This is a genomic window from Arcicella rosea (assembly GCF_014204325.1).
GTDB lineage: Bacteria > Bacteroidota > Bacteroidia > Cytophagales > Spirosomataceae > Arcicella > Arcicella rosea_A.
The window spans coordinates 22,141-43,444 of the sequence record NZ_JACHKT010000013.1; the positions used below are offsets into that span (position 1 = coordinate 22,141).

Annotated in this window: 14 protein-coding genes; 4 read left to right on the forward strand and 10 right to left on the reverse strand. The window is 34.2% G+C overall.

What is annotated here, in order from left to right; translation table 11 throughout:
• Window positions 1-34: 34 nt before the first annotated feature.
• The 4 genes from HNP25_RS10340 to HNP25_RS10355 all read right to left on the reverse strand — a co-directional run bounded on the left by HNP25_RS10340 (window position 35) and on the right by HNP25_RS10355 (window position 9,803).
• Window positions 35-4,147 carry a hybrid sensor histidine kinase/response regulator transcription factor gene (locus HNP25_RS10340; RefSeq protein ID WP_184133934.1) on the reverse strand — a complete coding sequence of 1,371 codons (4,113 nt, stop codon included), beginning with the start codon at window positions 4,145-4,147 and terminating at the stop codon, window positions 35-37.
• A 450-nt stretch (window positions 4,148-4,597) separates the two neighbouring features.
• Window positions 4,598-5,056, reverse strand: coding sequence for an Nmad2 family putative nucleotide modification protein (locus HNP25_RS10345; RefSeq protein ID WP_184133936.1), 459 nt, complete (start codon window positions 5,054-5,056; stop codon window positions 4,598-4,600).
• Between the two features lie 131 nt (window positions 5,057-5,187).
• Window positions 5,188-5,967, reverse strand: coding sequence for an RHS repeat domain-containing protein (locus tag HNP25_RS10350; protein WP_184133937.1), 780 nt, complete (start codon window positions 5,965-5,967; stop codon window positions 5,188-5,190).
• Between the two features lie 194 nt (window positions 5,968-6,161).
• Window positions 6,162-9,803 (reverse strand): alpha-L-rhamnosidase, encoded by a 3,642-nt coding sequence (locus tag HNP25_RS10355; protein ID WP_184133939.1) that lies wholly within the window; start codon window positions 9,801-9,803, stop codon window positions 6,162-6,164.
• A 67-nt stretch (window positions 9,804-9,870) separates the two neighbouring features.
• On the opposite strand from HNP25_RS10355, the gene HNP25_RS10360 reads away from it, so the two are divergent.
• Window positions 9,871-10,044 (forward strand): hypothetical protein, encoded by a 174-nt coding sequence (locus tag HNP25_RS10360; RefSeq protein ID WP_184133941.1) that lies wholly within the window; start codon window positions 9,871-9,873, stop codon window positions 10,042-10,044.
• 27 nt (window positions 10,045-10,071) lie between these two features.
• On the opposite strand, the gene HNP25_RS10365 is transcribed toward HNP25_RS10360, so the two are convergent.
• Complete coding sequence (locus HNP25_RS10365) at window positions 10,072-11,523, reverse strand: glycoside hydrolase family 30 protein (RefSeq protein WP_184133942.1); 1,452 nt, start codon at window positions 11,521-11,523, stop codon at window positions 10,072-10,074.
• A gap of 96 nt (window positions 11,524-11,619) precedes the next feature.
• Between HNP25_RS10365 and HNP25_RS10370 the strand changes: the two genes are divergently transcribed.
• Complete coding sequence (locus tag HNP25_RS10370) at window positions 11,620-12,054, forward strand: MarR family winged helix-turn-helix transcriptional regulator (protein WP_184133944.1); 435 nt, start codon at window positions 11,620-11,622, stop codon at window positions 12,052-12,054.
• A gap of 134 nt (window positions 12,055-12,188) precedes the next feature.
• On the opposite strand, the gene HNP25_RS10375 is transcribed toward HNP25_RS10370, so the two are convergent.
• From HNP25_RS10375 to HNP25_RS10395, 5 genes are all read right to left on the reverse strand, one after another.
• Entirely contained in the window at window positions 12,189-15,290 is a 3,102-nt protein-coding gene (locus HNP25_RS10375) for an efflux RND transporter permease subunit (protein WP_184133945.1), read from the reverse strand.
• Between the two features lie 11 nt (window positions 15,291-15,301).
• Window positions 15,302-16,357, reverse strand: coding sequence for an efflux RND transporter periplasmic adaptor subunit (locus HNP25_RS10380; protein WP_184133947.1), 1,056 nt, complete (start codon window positions 16,355-16,357; stop codon window positions 15,302-15,304).
• An 11-nt stretch (window positions 16,358-16,368) separates the two neighbouring features.
• Window positions 16,369-17,700 (reverse strand): TolC family protein, encoded by a 1,332-nt coding sequence (locus HNP25_RS10385; protein WP_184133948.1) that lies wholly within the window; start codon window positions 17,698-17,700, stop codon window positions 16,369-16,371.
• A 69-nt stretch (window positions 17,701-17,769) separates the two neighbouring features.
• A complete protein-coding gene (locus tag HNP25_RS10390) occupies window positions 17,770-18,201 on the reverse strand; it encodes a MarR family winged helix-turn-helix transcriptional regulator (protein WP_184133949.1) in 432 nt (143 codons plus the stop codon).
• A gap of 370 nt (window positions 18,202-18,571) precedes the next feature.
• Window positions 18,572-19,174 carry a cation:proton antiporter gene (locus tag HNP25_RS10395; RefSeq protein WP_229202832.1) on the reverse strand — a complete coding sequence of 201 codons (603 nt, stop codon included), beginning with the start codon at window positions 19,172-19,174 and terminating at the stop codon, window positions 18,572-18,574.
• Between the two features lie 475 nt (window positions 19,175-19,649).
• Here HNP25_RS10395 and HNP25_RS10400 point away from each other — a divergent pair, with 475 nt between their 5' ends.
• The gene (locus HNP25_RS10400; RefSeq protein ID WP_184133950.1) at window positions 19,650-19,988 is read left to right on the forward strand and encodes a zinc ribbon domain-containing protein YjdM; all 339 of its coding nucleotides are present in this window, start codon (window positions 19,650-19,652) and stop codon (window positions 19,986-19,988) included.
• Between the two features lie 298 nt (window positions 19,989-20,286).
• Window positions 20,287-21,216, forward strand: coding sequence for a helix-turn-helix domain-containing protein (locus HNP25_RS10405; protein ID WP_184133951.1), 930 nt, complete (start codon window positions 20,287-20,289; stop codon window positions 21,214-21,216).
• Window positions 21,217-21,304 lie beyond the last annotated feature (88 nt).

Consider the following 21,304-nt stretch of genomic DNA (forward strand, 5'->3'; position numbering starts at 1 on the left):
TACGGTTTATATAATCATGATTGGTATATTTCATTTATTCTGACAAAATACTTTTTGATAAATCTTTTTTTAGAAGAATATATTCTGAAGGTGAAACATTGTACTTTGCTCTGAATGCTCTGGCAAAATAATTTGGGTTTGAAAAACCTACTTCATAGCCAATCTGCGAAATTTTCATATCACTCTTTTCCAAAAGCATTGCTGCTTTTTTAAGCTTAATTGAGCGAACAAACTCTACAGGTTTTTCTCCTGTTAAGTTCAATATCTTGCTATACAATGTTCCTCTACTCATGTTCATTTCTTTACTGAGTTCTTCTATCGACAAATCTGCCTCACTGATATTCTCTTCGATGTGTCGGATGATTTTCACCAAGAATTTTTCATCTTCGGTTTCCATCTCAATTTCAGCAGTTCCAAGATTGATTTGCTTGCTATAAGTATCTTTTAACGCACTATTTAAATTGAGTAGATTTTCTATCCTTACGTTCAATAGCTGAAAGCTAAATGGTTTCGTTAGGTAATCACTAGCACCTGTTTGTAAGCCTTTCAATTGGTCTATTTCTTCTGATAATACGGTTAATAATATCACAGGAATATGCTTGGTTCTACTGTCTTTCTTGATTTTTTGGGTTAGTGCAATTCCATCCATATTAGGCATATTAACATCACTAACAATTACTTTCGGATGGAACGTAAGTGCTTTTTGCCAACCTTGTTTTCCGTCTGCGGCTTCTATAATTTTATATTTTTCCTTCAAGTTATCTTTCAAATATGTTCTTAAATCCTCACTATCGTCAACTATCAATATCACAGGTTTATCTATCTGAGTTGGTTCTACAACTACCATGTCGGTTACTGTTGAAACTTCTTCTAATGGTTCTGATAATACGTTTACTACTGTGTTATTAGAATTAAATTGTTTTGTTATTAATGGTAAATAAACAGTAAAGACACTTCCCATACCTTCTTCACTTTCTACTTTTATGTTCCCTCCATGAAGTTTTACAAATTCTTGAGTAATAGAAAGACCAATGCCACTTCCTTGATTGAGAATATTTGTATGATTATTTATCTGATAAAATCTGTCAAATATTTTTTCGAGCATATCTTTTGGCAAACCAATTCCAGAATCTCCAATAATCAGTTTGATTCCATTATCGGCTTCTGTTTCGATATGAAAATATACATCTCCATTTTCGTTCGTGAACTTAATTGCATTTGAAAGTAAGTTGAATAAAATGCGTTCTACTTTCTCTTTATCAAAAACTGTATAAAATTCACTTATTGAGCTTTCAAAGTGAAGATTGATTTTTTTCCGTTCAGAGATGTACTTAAAAGATTCAAATATTTCTTTTCCAACCGCAATCAAATCATCTTCAGTAGGGTTTAGCTTTAATTCATTGTCTTCTATTTTACGAAAATCTAGTAACTGGTTCACTAGGTTCAATAATCGTCTTGCATTTCTATTGATCAGGTTCAGCGTATTGAGTTTATCGTTACTCTTTTCTTGCGATAATAAACTTTCAATAGGATTAATAACCAAAGTTAAGGGTGTTTTTAACTCATGACTTAAATTGGTTAGAAACTTGATTTTCAGTTGTTCCAATTCCATTTTTCGTTCAGCCTCAGTTCTTTCTTTTTCGATTAAATGCTTTACTTGAAGACGTTCTTGTTCTAAGGCAAATTCATTCCGTAATTTCTGAATTCCCCTTCTGCGTAGCGACCAAAAAGTAAATACAATGATGAAGAAATAGAAAAAATAAGCATAAAAAGTACGCCAAAAAGGTGGATTTACGATGATTTCGATTGTCTTCTCTGGAGTATGCCATGCTCCATCTTCACTGTTTGCTTTCAGCCTGAATGTATATTTTCCTGGATCTAAGTTTGTATAGCCTACCGAAGTAGCAGAACCCACCTTGTTCCATTCTTTGTCAAGCCCTTCCAACATATAAGAATACTGGCTTTCTTTGGGCGATGTGTAATTTAAGGCAATAAAGTCTAAGGTGAAATTTTGTTTGTAACTCAGTTCAATTTTTTTAGCAATATAAATGGGTTCAGTAATTTCTGAATTCTCGCTTGGATTAATACTTTTATTGGCAATTTTTAAATCTGTAATAACCAGATTAGGGATTTTTTTATTCTGATTCAGGTATTCGGGCGTGAAGAAATTGAAGCCATCAAGCCCTCCAAAATACATTTCTCCTGTACTTGTTTTTAAACCCGCACCAATATTGAAAGAACTCTGCTGAATTCCATTATGATGTGTATAGTTTTTAAATATCTTTTTATTGGGGTCAAAAACGCTAATTCCTTTGTTGGTACTTACCCATAATTTTCCAGATTTATCTTCTAAAATCATGTAAATCATGTCGTTAGCAAGCAAATGTTTTTCGCCAAATTGTATAAACCTTTTTGTGTTGGGTTCATACAAGCACAATCCACCGCCAAATACGCCAAGCCATATTCGTCCTACTTTATCACAGCAAATACTCATTATTCTATCTAAAGGCAAATTGCTATTTCCATGATTAAAAATAATTAACTCATTTCGCCTTGGATTGAATGAAGCAAGCCCAGAACCATTGGCACCAAACCATAAATTACCTTGCTTATCTTCTTCAATGGCGTTGATATAGCCGTTAATGGCTAAATTTCTATCATCTTTTTGAGGAAAAAGCTGACTAAAATGAGATATTTTAGCCGTCTTTTGGTCTATTTTATAAATACCATTTCCATTAGAACCTATCCAAATATTTCCTTGGCTATCTGTCTTGATACAATTGATACCAATATCGGATAAATCTGTTTTAGTTTTAGGGAAATGGATTGTTCTGATTACAGCATTGTTAGTTAGGTCGATTTGGAAAAGTCCATGAAGATAAGTTCCTAACCAAAGGCTATTGCCCGAACGCTCTAAAGTATTCGCTTTTCCTCTAAAACCATTTATTGAAAGTTGTTTCAACAAACCTGTTTTTCTATTGAAAATATTCAGCCCGCCACCATCTGTTCCAACATATATATCCCCAGATGGGTGTTCTGCTAAAGCGGTAACAGATCCAGCACTCAATCCATGAGTGTCAACTGGATTAAATTGTTCATGATTAAAAAACGCAAGGTTTATATCATATTTATTCACGCCACTTTGTAGCGTGCCAATCCAAGCAATACCATATTTATCCAAATAAATCTCTATTACTGAATGCCCAATAAAACTACCTATCTCACTAAATTTACTTGAGCTTGAATATTTTATCCTTGTGGTTTTGTTACTTTTGGGGTCGAAAATGTTTAATCCATCTTCCGTTCCTACCCAAAGTTTCCCAAGTTTATCAAATACTATTTTATAAATCTTATTACTACTAAGTGTTGTTTCTTCTGATTTGATAGATTTAAAATACTTAAATGTTCCATTTTTCACATCCATTACATTCAGTCCGCCTCCGTCTGTACCCAGCCATAGATTTCCCTTTTCATCCTCAGTAATTGTTCTGATAATACTATCTGAAATACTTGTTTTATCGGTAACGTTGTGTAAAAAACGTTTAAAAGTCTTTTTTTCTTTATTAAATAAATGCAAACCGATACTTGTACCAACCCAAATATTACTTTTGTGGTCTTCAAATATGCTCAGTATTACGTCAGAATTTAGTTTGTTTTTATCTGTGGAATTTGCCTTGAAAGTTAGTATCTTTTTGGTTTTAGGATTGAAATAATACAGCCCCGTATAAGTTCCTACCCAAATGTTTCCAGATTGTTCTGCGTACAAACTCCTAATCCAACCGTAGGGAGAAAAATCATAATTGGTAAAATTATTGAGATTCCGATTATACAACGATAAAGTAACAGTAGTACCAACCCATAGATTACCATCTTTATCTTCTTGCAGTGCCATTACTGTACCTCGACCAACACTGGTTGGCTCAGACTCAGTGTGTCGGTACACCGTAAAGTTAATACCATCAAATCTGTTCAAGCCATCTTCTGTACCAAACCACATAAACCCATACTTATCTTTTAAGATGGCATTTACGGTATTAGAGGACATCCCATTTTTACTATCAAGATTAATAAAATTATAGTCTTTTTGTTGTCCAATAGCTTGTTGACACATCAAAAGTAAAACGATGATAAAATATTTATTTTTCATTCCTAATTAATATTATACGCTATTTCAGAGACGAATATCGGCATTTTATTTCCACTAGTTGAAGCTATCCATCATTTAAAATAGCTAGTGTGTTTGGTTAAACCATTCTGTGAACGTTATGTTGGAAAATAGTTAAAACTCTATCTATAGGATTACTTTAAGGATTTTTTTATTAATACTTGCCAAAGCGGCTCATTTTCCCAATTATTTAGGAAGCCAAGTTTGTAAATCACACAATTAGGGTTGTTAGCAAATAACTCAAGAATTTTTGTTTTTATAAGATGCTCAGGACTAACAAAATCTAACATATTAGCTTATGAGAAGAACAGTTCTTTTTACCTAGAGGGTCTGAATAAACCTTGTTTTTTGCTTTTTCTTGTGTTAATATCCAATCTACAAAGTCATGGAAGTAACGTTTGTTCGCATTTGATTTATGTCCACGGTGTTGGTTTACAATAGATAATGATGTTCTGGTAAAGGTTCTGGTTTATCCCCAAAATAGTAAAAATGGTCAGATAGAAAGGTGAATCGCCCACCTAAATCACCTTCTCTATTATGTTCATAATGATTGCTTTCTACTATTTTAGGTGGGTCAACAGAAAAATCATATATACAATCCCCCATTTTTTCCTCATACTTTTTGCTATGCCAATTCGGGATTTTATTTGGTACTTGCTCTTTACAGTAATTATCATATTCCTGCATTGTTAATTTTTGAGTTATTTCCATTGCGTAAACAACCTTGTTTTTAAATCCAAATTCAACCGAACCTGTACCAACTACCCAGTCTCCTATATTAGCAACTCTGCGGATTTTGGGCTTACAAATATTAAGGGTACAAACACCCCAAAATGGATTAGGGGCTGATCCATCGTCACATAGAATACAATATGAGAAAAGTCTAGGCATTTTTTGATAATGTTTATTGGTTAATTTATGTAAACCTTTGGGTGGACAAACTTATAAAATACGTTGGATAATTACCATGTAACATTGCTGTAAACTCTGATGTAGTGGGGAATACTATACCATCGTTTTTATTATTTATAACCTATTTCATAGGTTGTTTTATGGGTTATTTTACTAATTGAACCTCTCCAATTGTCACGAATTAGCAAGTTATCGTTATTATATTCAAATGTTTTCATTGATGAAACTCCGTTTGAAGAATCTTCAACTTGTTTGATTAATTTGTTTTTGTCGTTATAAAAGTAAGTTACTTTGATAGTCGTGTTGAAATAATATGAAATCGTCTTTTTCTCGATTAATAATTTAGCAGAATTATATTGATAGGCTACTAGTTCTTCCTTTCCGATTGTCGTGTTTGATTTGTCTTCATGAATCAGTAATTGGTTCAAATCGTATGTGTATTGTGTCACTGAATTACCCATCGTATTTGAAGTTTGAGTTTCCTTTATCTTGTTTCCATTTTTATCATAATCAAAAAGCCATATTGCAATGATTTCTTCATTTCGGATTAATTTGCTTTGAATAAGTTGATTTAAATTGTTGTAACTGTGATTAATTACCAAGGTGATATCCCCTTTAAAATCAAAGGTTCGTTCTTGAATTAATTTATCATTTTCATCATAAATAAACTCTTTATTAATGATGATTTTATTATCCTCATTGGGTGAAGCTTGTTTGAAAAGATTACCATGTTGATTATAAAAATTAATATTAGTAATTGTTCCGTCTTCATCAATTGTTTTAATTGATTTTATTTTGAATTTTAATATTTCATTTTGGGAAATTTCTTGTCCAAACGAACAGATTGAAATGGCAAAGGTTAAAAACAATAAAAGTAGTTTTGTCCTCATGTTGAATTCGTTGCTATAAGAGTAATGCTTTCTTTATATGCAAGAAATAATTACTACCAAATTTCTATAATCTAAAGCTACTAAGTACACAAAATATAACCAAATTTAATGGGTCTATTTAACTACATCCACCCCAACAAAAAAAAGTCCAAACAGCAAATACCATTCAGACTTTTTTGATAAATATACAAACACTATTTCACTTCAAATTGATACAAACCTGAAACTAATGTCATTTTTACTTGATTGTTTTCAATACTTACTTGACTAATTCCTTTCACTTGTGCGATGGCTTTTCCACTTTCTTTTACTTGTGCAATGCTCTTGGCTGGCAAATAGAGTGTGGCGGTTGTATTGGCTGGAATACTGGTTTTATACACAAAAGTATTGCCTTCATAACGCCATTCACTGCTGATTTTTCCATACACTGAATCATAATAACCTTTTGCCCAAGTCATCACTTTGTCAGGGTCGGGCGTTGGTTTTAGGACGATGGCTTTGAAGGCAGCCTTTTCTGGACTTCTTTGAATGCCCAAAGAGTAATTATTCATCCAAGCTGCTACTGCTCCGAAAGAGTAATGATTGAAAGAGTTCATGCTATTATTGCCTCCAAAACCATTTTCTACGGTATAAGAATTAAGTCTTTCCCAAATAGAAGTGGCTCCGTTTACGACTGAATACAACCAAGAAGGATACTTAGTTTGTTGTAAAAGTCGATAAGCATTGGCTGAACTTCCATTTTCAGAAAGTGCTTCAGATATAGAAGCCGTTCCGATAAAACCTGTCATCAATGAATATTCAGGACGTTCTACGCCAAGGTCGTCTTTGTTTTTTCTTTGAATACTTTCGTTCAAATTTTGAATGGCATAAGCTTTATTTGTTTCATCGAAAACACCCAAATCCAAAGGAATGGCGTAAGATGCCTGAGTATCAATCAATGTACCCTTATCAGATTTTCCACGAGTATCCGCTTCATTTGGGGCAGCGATAAAACCCGTTTTAACACCCGATTTTACGGTTTTATGCGAATTTTTATCGACATATACTTCATTGAAAACTTTCTTTATTGCTTCATAACGTGTTTTGAAAGCGGTTGCATCTTCTGTTTTTTGAAGAATCGTCGCCACTTTGTTCATAATTTCTAAATCATAAGCAAAGTACGCCATCCAAAATAAAGTATTATCGTTTTTATTGCCTTCTGGACTCAACCAGTCGCCCAATGGACCTTCGTTCAAAATACCAGTCGTTTTATCTACTTTACTTTCTAAAAACTGAATGTAGCGTTTCATGGCATCGTAATGCTCTTTCAACAATTGTACATCGCCGTATTGCTGATAAGTTTCCCAAGCCACCACGATACCCGCACTTCCCCAAAGTGTACCGCCAAAACCGCCACCCATGGGTGCAACGTCGGTGAATCTACCACTTTCGGCTTGTACATCACGCATTGCCAAAAGGTGTCTTCTCAAAAATAAATCTGAATTGGTAAGATAAGTAGCACTTTTAGAGAATACTGAAATATCACCGCTCCAGCCCATACGTTCATTTCTTGCAGGCGTATCAGTTGGGATTGAAAGGAAATTACTTCTTAGCGACCAAGTAATATTTCTCCAAAGTTTGTTGACCAAATCGTTTGAAGTTTCATAAATTGAACTCAATTCTTTGACCGAACTAATCACTAAACCTTTTACATCCGCCACAGGAATCACTTCGTCAATGCCAGTTAGCTCAAGATAACGATAACCGTGAAAGGTAAATCTTGGCTGAATAATTTCATCGCCTCCTTTTAAAATATACATATCTTGTGTCAATGCCGCTCTGATGTTTTCCATCATTACCATTCCTTCGTTTCCTTTGTAGTCGGGAAGACTTGGGTATTTTACTTCTGCATAACGTAGCGTAATGATTTGTCCTTTTTTTCCATTTTTAATCAAGATTTGTGGAAAACCAACCATATTTTGACCCATGTCATACACAAATACTTTCGGACGAACTTCTTCTACACTTTGGGCAATCATTGTTTTTACAATGCTGGCGTTGTCGCCCATTTGTCCTACGATTTTACAATCTTGATAATCTAACGTAGATTTTCTACCCATAAAATCTGTGAAAGTTCCCTCATAAGCAGTGCCTTCTAATGGTACTTCTACTGATGCTTTCCAAGCATTATCGTTATAATTGGCTGTTGTCCAATCTTTAATCAATTCCTCTTTGTTAGCATCATAAACTTCGCCTTGGAAATAACTTCCATAACGAACTGGGCCGTCGTTGAAAAACTTCCATTCTTTCGGATTTGAAGTAATTACTTGCTCTGAACCATCTGAATACGTAATGACCAATTTTGTCAAAAGCGATTGGCGGTCGCCAAAATAATTCCAGCTTTCGCCACTGTAAGTAATGTTTCCACTCCACCAACCTTCGCTCAACCAAGCACCTATCGCATTTTTTTCGCCTTGTTTCAATGCCGAAGTAACATCGTAAGTTTGGTACAAATGGTGTTTGTTGTACTGCGTAAGTCCGGGATTGAAATAATCGTTGCTAACTCTTTTGCCATTCAAATACATTTCATAAATCCCTCTTGCGGTTACGTACAACCGAGCATTTTTGATGGCTTTCGCTTGTGTGGCAAAAGTACTTCTAAGCATCGGAGCGGCATTTTTACTTGGATTTGTCAAAATCAACGCTCCGCCCGAAATGGCATAAGTAGCATTTACAATACTTAGTTTTTCAGCTTTAAAAATGCCTGAATAATTACTATTCGTCAACTTTTCAGTAAAAAGTGTATTAGAAGGGAAACGGAAATTCTTGATTTCAAGCTCAGAAAAATAGGCTTTCTGATTGTCATTAGTTTGAAAACCAATGTCTGCCAACATCGGGAAACTGATAAAATTATTACCACTTCCGACAGGATTCAAGTTGAAACCTCTTTGTGCAAAAGGCGAAGTTGGAGCAGCACTTTTATCTTTCAACAGATTTTCCGCTTTTGTGCCATCCACAAAAAACTCAAAAACGCCAAAATTACATTCTGCATAAATTTTATGTTTTTCGTACTTGTTGGCTTGGTTGATAAGGGTTTGAGGAATATCAAAAGATTTAAAAACCTTGTCTTTTGAGTCTGTTTTGTCATAACCAACTCTGTAAATATTAAATTTTGCCAAGCCGTCAGCAGCGTCGGAAACGTTTACGATGTCTAATTCCAAGGCGATATAGCTTTGGTTTAAAGCATTTTGTACCGCCATTAAATTCAGATTCTTATCCAACAAACGGCGGTCGTTTCCTCCGAAAACAAAAGCTGCTTTGCTTGAATTTGAAGCTTTATCGAGCTGAACAGTATATTGAAATTTATAAACCGAAAGGTATTGCGAAAATAAAACCAAATCTTCGTCACCACCACCAATCCATTTTGCCCCAGACCAAGCCGATAAATCTGGATTTGGGTTCATCAAACCCGTTTCAAACCATGAAGTATTACTACTTATTTGGTTGAAATTATCCCAAACGTTTACTTTCCACGTATAACGAGTAGTAGCTTTTAGGGGATTTCCGGTGTACTCAATGCCATGCGAAAGGTCGGAATTTACTTTTTTAGAATCCCAAACGACTTGATTTTGGGCATCCGAAACGATGATTTGATAAGCCTTTTGAAAATATCCTCTTTTCTGGACATCCGATACTTTCATTTGCCAAGCAAAATGCGGATTCTGGATGTCGATACCCAAAGGATTAGCTTGATAATCAACCGTTAAATTTCCTACAGATACATTCGCAAATGCGTTTCCAAAGAACAAAGTAAAGAAGAAAAAGGTAAGCCAATAAGCCTTTTGTTTAAGCTTCATAATTGAATATTTATTAAAACCGATTAATAGATATTACAATATATAGATTTTTTATAAACAAACCTTTATGCAATCACCTGTTAAATACCAAAGTAAACATAGTGAGCATCATTCTATTGCTAAAATGATGCTCAAAAATAGGCTTGCATGTTGTCAGGTGGCTACTTTTTCTTCCATGAGTGGCAATGTGGCTTTTGATATTCGACAAAAAAAGCAAGGCTACCTTAATATTTTAAAGTAGCCTCGCTTTATCTAAAATTATTCTTCTCTAATTTACCAGAATTGTATTAATCGTATTAGCTTTTAAAGTAGGTTGTATTATTTTATCTTTTAGTTGAATGCTAACTGTCTTATCTTGATTTTCAGCATTTCTAATCAGAATTACAAGGCTTTTATCAGGATTAACAAAAGCCAGTAAATCAGTATATAAGCCAGAACTTGCTACTTTTTTGGCTCCTGTTTTCACAAAATGGCTCAAGTGTTTCATCAAGTAAAATTCATAATTATAGCTATAAGTATGCGTGTTTGTATCTACACTTACTAATGAATTTTGTTTCCAACCCCAAGTACTGATAGCTCCTTTGTTTAATGATGTATTCCAATACATATATGCACTTGTACCGTTATTGAGGTATTGTTTCATCAAGTCCCAAGCATAATTGCAATAAGCCCAGTCGTTAGTACCAGTACCACATTCTTGCTCAGACTGATATAAAGGTAGCTTTGGATAACGTTTATGAATGCCTTCAATTGCTCCTTTGCCAGCCCACTGAAAACCTACTCCTTTGATATAATCTTTACTTTTGGGGTCAGTCAATAAGGTATCTACTAATTTTTCATTAGCTCGCTCAACCGTTCCAAAGAATAACTTAACACCACTTTTTTGCATTTCAGGGCCAAGATATGACACGAAACGAGTAAGTCCTGCGGCTGTCCAAGTACAGCTTGGAAACACTTGTGGAGAATTAAATTCATTCTGTGGCATTACCATTCCAATATGAATAGCTTGTTTTTTATAGGCTTCAATAAATTTTGAAAAGTATAAGGCATAAGCTTTAAAGTACTTTTCATCTTGGATAAACATATCTGTTCCTTCTTTTCCTTCTCTATCTACTGGCAAACCGTTATTTATGCCTGTAAAATCCATCCCCCACTTTTCTGATTTAAATGTACTATTCCCCAAAACACTGCGTGAAGCATAATGTTTATTGTATTTCATCCACTGAGGTGGCGACCACGGTGAAGCCCATATTTTCAGCTTTGGATTGTACTTCTGAGCATTTTTGATAAAGGGAATCAAGGTTTCAAAGTCGTTGGCAATGCTAAAATTTTTCATATCGAAATCACCTTCTGTTTCATTATAGGAATACCAATTCCTCGAAAAATCGTTCGCACCAACAGGCATTCTACAAATCGTGAAATTAGCTCCATGGTTTGGAGCAAAAAGTTCTTTCAGTATATTTTCTCGGTCTTTTGCTGGTAATGAATTAAGAGAAGTCCAACCTAATTCATTAAAACAAGTACCAAAGCCCTCAATGGTTTGTTGTGTTTTACTGAATTGGATTGATACATCCACTTTTCCAGAAGATTTTTGTGGGATTAAACCTGTTTGTGTAACCCATTGTTTATCAGGCGAAGTAGCTACCCAAGTAACTTTGTTTTGTGCGTAGCTCGTCACTAATAAAAGTGATAAACTTAAAGACGTAAAAAGTTTTTTCATTGCTGAGGATTAAAAAATGTTGATATTGAAAGGAAATACGCAACAAATATAATTATATTTTTGTTGATATATCAACAACCTGATTCTGATTATCTTATGCAAAAAATAAGTAATACTTTCTTTTATCAATTAGAGAAGACCGTAAAAACCTATCGTCAATATTTTCAAGCTCAAATGAAAACGCATGGATTTGATATTACACTCGACCAATGGTTAATTTTAAATACAATACTCGACTATCCAAATGCTTCTCAGACAGAAATTGCTGAAAAGGTATTTAAAGACAAAGCCTCTATTACTCGTATCATAGAATTATTGATAAAAAATGAGTATTTAACTCGTGAAGGACATCCGACTCATGGACGAATGTTTCAATTCCAACTCACACCCAAAGGGCTGAAAACCATTGAACAGTTAAACCAATTAGTGCCAAAATTTAGAGAAAATGCCTTGGCAGGTACTGCTTCTGAAAATATTGAAGTAAGTCAATCACTGATGCAGATTATTGTAGAAAATTGTAAACGAGAATAAAAGCTATTTTGTAATAAAACCACCACGTAGTTTAGGTCGATGACTAAGGATTGATTTTAAATATCAATAGAGATGAAATAAATTCCATCTCTATTGATAAAACGAAGCCCATAGATTGTTTTTTGGGAACAGAATTATGCTGCTTTTTTAGCTCTAATCCCTAAAATTTTATTCTTCAATGACTCAATGATATAATACATACAAGGCACTAAAAGTAGGGTCAAAAACATTGAGCTGGTTAAGCCCCCAATAATTACCCAAGCCATCCCATTTTTTACTTCTGCTCCTGAACCAGTAGCTAAAGCAATCGGCAACATACCTGTAATCATAGCGATGGTAGTCATTAAAATTGGACGTAAACGTTCTTTTCCTGCTTCAATCAAGGCTTCTTTTACGGATAAACCTTTTTCTTTGAGGTGATTCGTAAAGTCAACTATCAAAATACCGTTTTTGGCTACCAAACCTAAAAGCATAATCAAACCTACAATGGCGAAAATCGTTAGAGATTCCATCGTTAAAGCCAAGGCTAATAATGCCCCGATTAATGCCACAGGAATTGAAAAGAGTACCACAAACGGATAAACCACACTTTCGTAAAGAGCAACCATGATTAAATACACCAACAAAATTCCTAATAACATGGCTGTTCCTAAACTTCCAAAAGCATCTTTCTGACGTTGTGCTTCTCCTTGATAATCAATCACTACGTCATCTGGAATTTTCAATTTAGCAATTTGTTTTTGTAAATCTGCTACGATAGTTCCCGTTGGGCGACCCACTGCTGAAGCCGTTACTTTAATAGAATTCATTCGGTCTGAACGTTCCAAAACTGATTGTCCTACAATTTCAGCAACGGTGGCTACATCTTTCAATTTAATAATCGCATTTCTACTATTGCGAAGCGTAAGTTCACGCACATTTTCGATAGAACGTTTATCTGATTTTTCTAAAGAAATATTAATCGGATACTCCTCCCCTGCTTGTTTGAATTTCGATTGGTCGTTTCCTCTAAATGCCAACTGAATCGCCCCTCCTACTTCTGGAATACTTAGACCTGCATTGGCAATTTTGTCACGGTCGAGCTGAATAGCAATTTCAGTTTTCAAGCTTTTCGTACTAAATTCTACGTAATCAGTTCCGGGTGTTTTACGAACAATGGCTTTAATTTGATTCGCAACCTCCTGAATTACAGCCATATCTACGCCTTTTATCGCAATCTGAATCGGTGCTTCGCTACCGCCCGTAAGACTTACGGGACGAATTACGACTTTCAAACCTGGAATTTTACTAATTTCATCACGAATAGCCGTACTAAAAGCATCTGTAGAAACAGTTCTATCTTCTTTTTCAACCAAAGTAACAGATATTTCAGAAATGTTGGCATTTGAACTTCCCGTACCTACCGCACCCGTTTGTGTACCAACGTTAGCAAATACTTTTGTTACTTCTGGCTTTTGGAGAAGTAATTGTTCTACTTTTTTGGTCATCAAATTGGTTTGTGATAATGGTGTTTGCGGTGCTAATTCAAGTTGAACAGCAAACTCGCCACGGTCGCCCGAACCTGCAAAAGATGAACCAATAAAACCAGTAGCCAACAATGAAACCGAACCTATAAACATGGCAAGAATCACAATTAAAACCCATCTTTTATGACCCAAAGACCAAGTAAGGAGTTTTCCGTACTCTTCTTTTACGGCATCCAAAAATCTTTCAAAACCTAAGTTGATTTTCCCCCAAAGGCTTGATTCACTCAAGATTTCAACTTTTCCCCATTTTGAAGCCAACAATGGTGTAAGGGTAAAAGACACAAACAAACTCATCAAAGTAGAGAATACAACTACCAATGAAAATTCACGCAAGATATTTCCAATCAAACCGCCACTCATCGAAAGTGGTAAGAAAACCACAACGTCCACCAAAGTAATGGCAATAGCGGTGAAACCAATTTCTTGTCGTCCTTCAATCGCTGCTTCTACTTTGGTTTTACCCATTTCAAGGTAACGATAGATATTTTCTAATACCACAATACTATCATCCACCAAAATACCAACGACTAAGGAAAGCCCCATTAATGTCATCAAGTTGAGCGAAAAGCCAAAGATGTACATTAAAATAAAGGTCGGAATCATCGCCGAAGGAATAGCAACCAATACAAAGAGTGAACTTCTGAAACTATGCAAGAAAAACAACATTACCGCTCCCACAATGATAATCGCCAAGAACAAATCATGTATTACGGCATCAGCAGAAGCCAAAGTATAGATTGATTGGTCGGCTGCAATGTCATAAGAGAATTTTTTTGAAGCGTAACTTGCTTTAATTACTTGTAATTTTTCCTTTACAGATTTACTTACATTTACTGCATTGGCATCCGCTTGTTTTACGATTTCGATACCTATACCTGCTTTTCCATTGTTACGATTTAAGGTTTTAGTTTCGGTTTGTCCGTCTGTGATGACGGCAAGGTCTCTCAACAATACTCTGCTTCCATCGGCATTCTGACGAATAATCAAGTTTCTTAATTCTTCCACTTTCACCAATTTGGCATCCAAACGGATTGAAGTACGATTGCTGTTACTCAATACGCTTCCAGCAGGATACGAACTATTGCTATTGGCAATCATTTGGTTGACTTGTGCCGAAGAAATATTATAAGCTTGGAGCTTGTCGTTGTCTAAGTTTACTTGTATTTCACGTTCATTCCCACCAATCAAACGAACTGTACCAACGCCAGCGACGTTTGATAAAATAGGTTTGATTTTTTGGTCGATTAAATCATACAATTCAGGTTCAGACATATTTGCCGAAGCACTGATTCTTAATACTGGAATTTCGTCAGTATTGAATCGGTTTACCACGGGGTCATCGGCATCGTCGGGCAAAGTAGATTTAATCTGATTGATTTTTCGCTCTGCATCTCTTTGAGCATCAAGTGTGTTAATGCCCGATTTCAACTGAACAGTAATCAATGAAAGACCTTCAGAAGAAGTAGAAGAAATTTTATCAATTCCTTCGATAGCCGAAACGGCTTCTTCAATGGGTTTGGTAAGCACGTTCTGAATTTCGTCAGAAGACGCACCACGATAAGTAGTTTGAACAATGATTACATTGGCTTCAAATTTTGGTAAAAGGTTATAATTCAATTGTTTATAACTCACAAAACCAAATAGAATCAGCGTTACGAAAATTACTGTAATCAATAATGGTCGTTTGATGGATATTTCGGTAATTGACATATTTTTAAGGTTTATTGGTTAGAAGTTTTTGAAATTTTACTTCCGTTGGTCAAATTGATTTGTCCGCTCGTAACTACTTCTTGTCCAGCTTGTAAACCAGCAACTACTTCAATATTTTCACCCATTTCACGACCAACAGTAATTTTTTGAACCTTCGCTACATTGCCTTCTACGACATATACATAAGGATTTTTTGTACCTTCTACCAAAGCCAATTTAGGAATTTGTAAAACGCTCGCTTTGCGACCTAAATCAAAATTCACCATGACATACGTACCTGCTCTTAATTGATTGGTATGCATTTGTAATTCCACACGGTAATTATGATTTTCGTCACCTTTTGGCGTAATAAACTTTACCGTTCCAACAAAGTTTTTATCAGGAAAAACGTCTGATGAAATCGTAGCATTTTGTCCTAATTTCAATTGATAAACATCTTTTTCATTCACAAATACAACGGCTTTCAAATGTACATCGTCAACGATTGTGGCGATTACTGTTCCCGGACTTACATATTCACCTGCCATCAATTTGCGAGAAGTAACGATTCCGCTGATTGGTGCGATAATGTTTCCATCAGCAATTTGTTGTTTTACTTGTTCAATTTGAATGCGAGTATTTTCAACATCATATTTTGAATTGATTACGCTCAGTTCTGTTCCTGCATTTCCTTTGAATAAATCGCTGTTACGTTGGTATTCTTTTTCTAATTTACTAAGCGTTAATTCATTAGCTTTTAAATTGATAATTTTCAATTTAGAATCTAACTGTCCAATCACTTGTCCTTTTGATACTCTTGAACCCACTTCGATAGAAAGCTTTTCGATTTTACCTTGCACACCAATCGCCAAGGTAGCTTCATTAGTCAATTCCAAATTGGCTGGCAAACTTACTTTACCATCAAAAGGTTGAAAATCTACTTTAATTGTTGAAACTGCTACAGGAATAATTGAGCGGTCAACAACTACTTTATTCGCTTCAATTTTTTTCTTATTTTTAACAAGCGTAAATGAGATTGCTCCTGCCAAAACAAGTAATGATAATGTTATGATGAAAGACTTTTTCATGTGTCTGAAGATTAGAATTGGTTGATATAGCTTTTTAAGTTCCCTTTAGATTTTTCGTATTCAAGTCTTGAACTCATTACGTTAATCAAAGAAGTGATATAATTACTTTGTGCCTCTTTATATGAATAATCTGCATTGAGTAAATCTGAAAGCGTTGAAACGCCCTTTTGATATTCCAAGTCGCTACTTTCAAAAACCTGTTTGGCGAAATAAAGATTTTCACGATTGATGATTAAATCTGATTGAGATTTCAGCAATTGTGCATTGGAGTTTTTGAAAGATAATTGCAAATTATTAGCACTAATTTGCATGTTTGCTTTCGCATTCAATAAACTAATTTCTGCTTGTTTCAACTGACTTAATTTGCGATAACCACTAAAAATTGGCACACTTACTTTCAAACCAATCGTTGAAAAATCGAACCAATTAGAGAAAGATTTTGCAAATTCATTATTCAAACTGGTAGCTCCATAACGAGCGTACATCGAAACCGTTGGCATAAAAGCGGCTTGTTTACGTTTTACGTCAAATTCTTGTAAAAGAGCATTGTTGTTTTGAATTCTGTAATCCAACAAATTATTTACTTGGAAATTATTGTCTTTTTCAACAATTGCTAAAGATTCATAATTTGAAAATTCTATCACATTAATTTCTTCATCCAACGACATCCCCATGGCGTGTTTTAGTTTGTTCAATGCCACTTGCTTGTTCATTTCCAAAATAGATTTCTGCGAAATGATATTATTTAAGCTTGATTTGGTACGGTCGTAATCGGTCTTTTTGATGACTCCTTTTTCTAAACGCAACTTTAGAATGTCTAATAGTTCACGGTATTTTTTCTCATTTTCCAGCGTGATTTTTTCTTGTTCTAAATAAACCAATACTTGAAAATAAGCACTGACGGTATTGTAAATGATATTGTCTTGGTTTTGCTCTTTTTTCAAAATCGACAATTGATTATTAGGTTCAGCCGCTTTGATGCCTACTAACATCGACTTATCATATAATACTTGGTCTAATTGAGCTGTACCAGTAGTATTGTATTGCGTACCGAATTGTAACCTAATTTCCGTCGGACTAAATGCACCAGCAGGAATGATAGAAACTTGTCTTTTGAGGTTATCATCAAAAGTAATGTTGGTACTTACTTGTGGTAAATAACCTGCCAATGCTTCTCTTGATTTTTGATTGGCGATGGCAATTTCGTTCTCATAAACGGTGTTACTCACATGGTTTTTGAGAGCAAAATCTACACACTCTTTTAAGGAAATATTCTTTTGTCCATGAACATCATAGCCCAAAACGAATAATATCAGATAAAAGAAAATCTTATTCTTTTTCATAATGATAGTTGATAAATAAATTATTGATTTTAACGATAGTTGATTCAATCAACTATTAGGGCAAAAAAACTACCTTTCGGCGTTTTCTTTTAATTTAATAAGTACTTTTTTGAAGGTTTCCATCTCATCATCAGAAATAGTTTCCATATTTTTCTCGCTGAGATTAGAAATAATTTGTTCACATTTTTTAAGAATTTCAGCCCCTAATTCAGTGATGACAATATGTTTTTTTCGACGGTCAATTGCATCATTTACTCTGACAACATAAGCCATTTTTTCAAGCTGGTCGATGTGACGCATAATGGCAGATTTATCTTTTTGCATAATTTCAGCTAAATCCGACTGTATCGATTCTTCTTGTGAAGTTAAAATTCGGAGTAAATAATTTTGTTCGGGAGTTATCTTAATATCTTGATTATCAAACTCTTTAGCCGATTGTTTGAAAAGAGCTCTTATTGTATTTGCGAATAAAAACTGAAATGAAGTCTTTGTAATTTCCATAATATAGTTGATTCTCAATATTGTTGACTTAAATAATAGTTGACAAAATCAACGATTCAAAATTACAACTATTATTGTTTTTACAAAAACATATGATAATTTATTTTTAAAAGAATAAAAAAAGGTTGTGCTCAAAAGAATGAATAGCCCGATATTCTTTGGGATTCTTCCGAAGGTAGGCAACTTTACCCCTAACTCTTTTTAGAGAAAAGTTAGGGTTTATACACAAATCTTGTAAGTTAGCACTTGATAATCCTTAATCGAATTACTCCTCAACAAGGGAAAGGTTGAGCTATGAGGTATTTTTTTAAAATTTTCCGCTCTCTAATTTTATACTCCTCAATATCAATCAGGTTGTGATATTTCCGAATCAATTCTTCATCAAATTATTCAAGATATTGGTGCTTTGAATTCTACTCATATAAGTAAGCATACTTTCGTGCTTACTTGCTAGCAAAAGTCCCCCACTTACTACCGTCAAAACGCCTGAAAAATGAAAATGTTCAGCGGCATAATACATAAAATAAGGCGTGAGGAAAGTCAAAACTACTTCTATACTTGGTGTTGTTGGCAGCCATTTATGAATGGTGAAGAAAATAAATCCGACTGCTAAACCAATCAATATACCCATTAAAATAACAGAGAAAAAGCTGTAAGTCGCTTCTTGCCAATGAAACTGCCCCGTAATCACTGTTGCCAAGGCAAATCGAAATACAATTAATGAAGAAGCATCATTGAGTAAACTCTCGCCTTCTGCAATGCTCAAGAGTACTTTGGGTACTTTCAACTGACGCATGATGGTGGTTGCAGAAATGGCATCAGGCGGAGAAATAATCCCTCCTAACAAAAAACCAAGTGCTAAAGTAAAACCGGGAATCAGTGCTTTAGAAACAAATACAATATCGCAGGAAGTAATAATCACCACAGGAAAAGCAAAACTTGCGATTGCCCTTCGCCATTTCCAAAACTCCAAAAAATTGGAAACAGACTAAGTGCTAAACCTCCTAATACTAAAATGATAGGATAGGCAATTTCTAATTTATTGGCAATCATGACCAATGTCAAAATAATAAAATGAGCGATACATATTCAATGAATAAACTTTGCATGAAAAGAAGGTTTTAAAACGTATAAGTCTAAGAGTTTTGGTTGGAATGTAATTCCTAAGATATAAATATTTATTAAAATCTATCCTTAACGAAGTAAAAGTTAGCTTAAACACAACCATAAATTCCCTAAAATAAATCATCCTTCTTCATTTGTGAAGAAGTATTTATCCTTTAAAATATCAAGAAAATAATCGTTATGAATAGGTGATATTTAAGAATTGAAAAACAGTATTTGGGATTTGAAAATTTGCTTTTCGGGTTTATTCATGAAATATGTTTAATTTTGACCATTGTTTAGATTATTATAGTACATCAAAATCCTAATTCTTAATTAATTTCATGTCTGAATTTGCCCCTTGCCCCAAATGTAATTGTGAGTACACTTATCCAAGTGATTCGCTCTTAGTATGTCCTGAATGTTTCTATGAATGGAACCCCGATGAAGTAGAATCCGAAATAGCAGATCCTAAAATATTAGATTCAAATGGTAATGAATTGAAAGATGGCGACACCGTGGTTGTCATTAAAGATTTACCTGTAAAAGGTGCTCCGAAAGCCATTAAAGCAGGAACGAAAGTAAAAAACATTCGCCTAACAGATGGCGATCATAATATTGATTGTAAAATTGACGGTTTTGGTGCAATGGCATTGAAATCTGAATTTGTCAGAAAAGCGTAGTAGGCTTTGAGGCATTAACAATTCACAAAATCAAAAAGAGGCGATAATCAGAGCAATCTGTTATTGCCTCTTTTAGTTAAACATCTAGATATTCCATTTCGTGTCTGTTGATAATTACTTGTCCAGAAGTAAAAATACAATCGTTACCTTATCATAATTATTTATTGTACTAACTTACAAATGGGTTTACTTACAATTAAAATACCGTTATGACAGAATTTCTGAAAACGAGCAATGAACTTTTATACTATTATTTTCCTTTTAAAAGGAACTTGACATATTTGAATTTTGCAAACAAATGAATATCATAACAATTAAACAATTTTACGAAGAAATTTTGGGAGGAAATAATCCTGATTTAGAAGATATTCTCAGTGAAAACATCAATAAGGATATAGGTCATTTCAACGTTTTTGATATTGAAAAAATGTATAAATCATCTAAATCTAAGCCTGAAATGCCTTATAACAAAAGAACTTATTACAAAATAAGTTTAATTTCAGGTAAAAATAAAGTGGAATATGCCGACAGAACGATTGAAATAAATGAATACGGTATTCTTTTTGCTACGCCAAAAATCCCCTACAATTATACGCCATTAGATAATAAGCAAGCTGGACATTTTTGTGTGTTCACGAAGGAGTTTTTAGCTAAATCCAAAATTGGTTTAGAAATAGATAATCTTCCCATTTTTACCAATCAAAGTGATTTTGTGTATCAAATTACGGTAGAACAATTTGAGCAAGTTAATACTCTTTTTGATAAAATGCACGCTGAAATAACCTCTGATTATGAATATAAGTATGATTTACTCCGAAATTATTTAATGGAACTCATTCATTATGGGCAAAAATTAAAACCTATTTCACCCCTTGAAAGTAACAAAACAGCCTCAGCAAGAATCACTTCATTATTTATTGAATTATTAGAGCGTCAGTTTCCTATTGAAAATACAAGCCAGATTTTGTTGTTGAAAAGCCCTAAAGACTATGCAGCAACTTTAGGCGTGCATGTAAATCATTTAAACAAAGTTTTAAAAGAAACAACAGGGAAAACTACAGGGGAAATTATTGCCAGTAGAATTAATCAAGAAGCTAAAGAATTACTAAAACAAACACATTGGAATGTTTCGGAAATAGCTTATACGCTTGGTTTTGAGGAAATTGCTCATTTTTCTAATTTCTTCAAAAAGCATAGCAATCAATCTCCATTACTTTTCAGAGAATAATTATTTGATTTTCGCAAGTATCAATTTGATTATTACAAACCCTATATATCACATTGTTTGCAACTTTGCCTTATCATTAAAAATCAGA